Here is a 3,050-nt window from a genome sequence, read left to right on the forward strand (position 1 = left end):
TAGAAACGCACATACTCGCAGTCGCCATAGGCCGTGACGGGAACGGCAGGACTGCCGGCCGGCCTGGGGGCCAGGCTCGCACGTGGATCGTTGGGATTGTACATGGCGCGCCTCCCTCGCCGTTATCCAAGGATTGGACCGGATCATAGGCAAGGCGGGGTGGAGCGTGGCGAAGTTTCCGGCGGCGTTCCGCAATACGGAACGACGTATCGGGCGATCAGCCCCCGAGGCTGTCGATGCTGCGCGCGATATTCTCGGCTGCGGAGCGCAGGTGCGGCACATACAGCTCGACCGCCTTGCCGCGTTTCATGGCGGAGGTGAAATAGGTCAGCCCCAGGGTCGCCAGCACGCGGCTGCCATCCATCACCGGCACCGCCAGCGTGGATGAGGATTTCGGCTCCACATTCGGGTCGCGTTCGGCATAGCCCTGGCTGCGCATGGACTGCAGGTTGCGCAGCAGCGCGGGCGGGCGGCGCGCTGGCGCGTTTTCCGGATCCTTCGACGCGGCCAGGATCTGCAGCAGGATGTTGCGTTCGGCAGTGGGGCAGAAGGCGAGATAGGCCCGACCGAGCGCGCGCGACACCAGGCTCAGCCGCCGGCCCACGGTGGCCTGGAACGGCGAAATGGGACTGTCGGGAATGGTGCTGAACCGCACGGTGACCGCGTCCTCGTCGAGCACCGCGATGGCCACCGGCCACTTGAAGCGCTGCGTGAGGTCGATCGCCCAGGCCCGGCCCGCCTCCACCACCAGCGGATCGCCATGGAAGCCGCAGCTCAGCGCGCGGACCAGAGACGTGACGGAATACCCGCCCTGGCGCTGGTCGTTGGCGACATAGCCGCGCGCGGTCAGGGTCTTGAGCAGGCGCACGATGGTCGGCTTGGGCAGGCCGGTTGCCTCATGCAGCTGCTTGATCGAAGCGACCTTCTGGCGGTTCAGCGCCTCCAGCAGGTCGAGCGCGCGCGCGACCGACTGGACGTGAGCGTCTTTGTCCAGCACTGGGGCCGGCATGGCGTTTCCTCGATGCTTCTTATTTCGCACTGTGGAACGCCGATCCGGGAAATGCAAGCGGGCGATGGCCGGGCGCCGGTTCAGCCGAGGATGGCCTTCACCTCGAGATACTCCTCGAAGCCGAATACGCCGAATTCGCGCCCGTTGCCCGACTGCTTGTAGCCGCCGAAGGGCAGGCTGCGGTCGAACGGCGCGCCGTTGAGATAGACGCGGCCGGCCCGGATGCGGTTGGCAATGGCGCGGGCATGGTCGCGGTTCCGCGACTGCACAAAGCCCGCCAGTCCGAACGGCGTATCGTTGGCGATCCCGACCGCCTCGTCCTCGGTGTCGTAGCCGATGATCGACAGCACCGGGCCGAAGATTTCCTCGCGGGCGATGCGCATCTGCGGCGTGACGTCGCCGAAAACGGTCGGGCGGACGAAATAGCCACGATTCAGGTCGGCCGGCCGGCCTGTGCCGCCCGCCACCAGGGTCGCGCCCTCGTCGATGCCCGACTGGATCAGGTCCTGCACCTTGTCGAACTGCGCCGGGCTCACCAGCGGCCCCATGGTGGTGGCCGGATCGAGCGGGTCGCCCAGGCGGACGCTGTCGACCGCCTGGCGTGCCGCCGCGAAGGCCGCATCGCGCTGCGCACGCGGGATCAGCATGCGGGTGGGCGACTGGCAGTTCTGGCCGCCATTCGTGTAGCAGGCATGGACGCCGGCGATCACGGCGGTTTTCAGGTCGGCATCGGGCAGGATGATGTTGGCCGACTTGCCGCCCAGTTCCTGCGCCACGCGCTTGACCGTGTCGGCGGCCAGCTTGGCCACCCGGATGCCGGCCGCCGTCGAGCCGGTGAACGACACCATGTCGATCTCCGGATGGGCAGCGATGGCCTCGCCCACCGTGGGCCCGTCGCCATTCACCAGATTGAAGACGCCCGCCGGCAGGCCGGCATCATGCAGGATCTCGGCAACCAGCATGGCGCTGATCGGCGCGATCTCGCTGGGCTTCAGCACCACCGTGCAGCCCGTGGCCAGTGCCGGCGCGACCTTGGAGGCCACCTGGTTCAACGGCCAGTTCCACGGCGTGATCAGGCCGCAGACGCCAATCGGTTCGCGGCGGATGATGCCGGGGCCCATCGGTTCCTCGAACCGGTATTGCGCCAGCACACGCGCGGCCTCCTCGAAATGAAACAGGGCGACGGTGGCCTGACGTTCGGTCGCGAAGGTGATCGGCGCGCCCATCTCCAGGGTCATCGTGCGCGCCAGTTCCGGCAGGCGCGCCTTGAAGCCCGCGATGATCTTCTGAAGATAAGACAGCCGCTCTTCGACGCTGGTATCGCAATACGTGGCGAAGGCACGGCGCGCGGCCTGCACGGCGCGGTCGACATCCTGCTTTGACCCCAGGCTGATCCGGGCGAAGGTTTCCTCCGTCGCCGGGTTCATCACGCCCAGGGTTGACGGCGCGGCCGGATCCACCCAGGCGCCGTCGATGTAGAATTTCAGTTTCTCGATCATGCCCTATGCTTCCTTCAGAGATGCCGGCCTTCGTCCACCGGCACGACAATGCCCGTCGAACTGGTCAGATTGACGATGCAGGCCACCGCGGCCCTGGCCACATCATCCGGGGTGGTGACATGGGCCAGCGGCAGCCGTTCGGCGGTTTTCTCCAGCTGCTCGCGGGTGCGGCCGGGGACAAAATCGGTATCCACCCCGGCGGGCGAGACGGAGAAGACGCGGATTTTCGGCGCCAGCACTTTCGCCAGCGCGATGGTCAGCGCGTCGACGCCCGCCTTGGCCGACAGATAGGCCAGGCTGCTGCCCAGGCCGGTGCGGGCCGCGATGGAGGAAATGTTCACGATTGCCGCCTGCTCGCCACGTTCCAGCAAGGGGCGGAAGGCGCGGATCATGGCAAAGGGGCCGCGCAGGTTGAGCGTGACGGTCCGGTCGAAGATCTCATCCGTCAGCCTGTCGAGGTCGTTGGCGGGCACCGGCGTGGTGGCGCCGCCGCAATTGACCAGCGCATCGAGCCGGCCAAAACGGGCCTGCACGGCCTGCAC

The 3,050-nt window shown here is 67.4% G+C and carries 3 protein-coding genes; all 3 read right to left on the reverse strand.

The features are described 5' to 3' along the window. Positions 1 to 217: 217 nt before the first annotated feature. Entirely contained in the window at positions 218 to 1,009 is a 792-nt protein-coding gene (locus tag Q1J79_RS18880; RefSeq protein WP_300303512.1) for a DNA-binding transcriptional regulator, read from the reverse strand. A gap of 80 nt (positions 1,010 to 1,089) precedes the next feature. Next, on the reverse strand, positions 1,090 to 2,508 hold the full coding sequence (locus Q1J79_RS18885; protein WP_300303515.1) for an aldehyde dehydrogenase family protein: 1,419 nt from the start codon (positions 2,506 to 2,508) through the stop codon (positions 1,090 to 1,092). 14 nt (positions 2,509 to 2,522) lie between these two features. Beyond that, a partial coding sequence (locus Q1J79_RS18890; protein WP_300303518.1) for an SDR family NAD(P)-dependent oxidoreductase occupies positions 2,523 to 3,050 on the reverse strand: 528 nt, incomplete at its 5' end.

This window comes from Ferrovibrio sp. (assembly GCF_029255545.1).
In the GTDB taxonomy this organism is placed as follows: domain Bacteria; phylum Pseudomonadota; class Alphaproteobacteria; order Ferrovibrionales; family Ferrovibrionaceae; genus Ferrovibrio.

Excerpts from the sequence above, each read along its gene's own strand:
- Q1J79_RS18880 (WP_300303512.1), bottom strand. The coding sequence starts at position 1,009 with ATGCCGGCCCCAGTGCTGGACAAAGACGCTCACGTCCAGTCGGTCGCG.
- Q1J79_RS18885 (WP_300303515.1), bottom strand. The coding sequence starts at position 2,508 with ATGATCGAGAAACTGAAATTCTACATCGACGGCGCCTGGGTGGATCCG.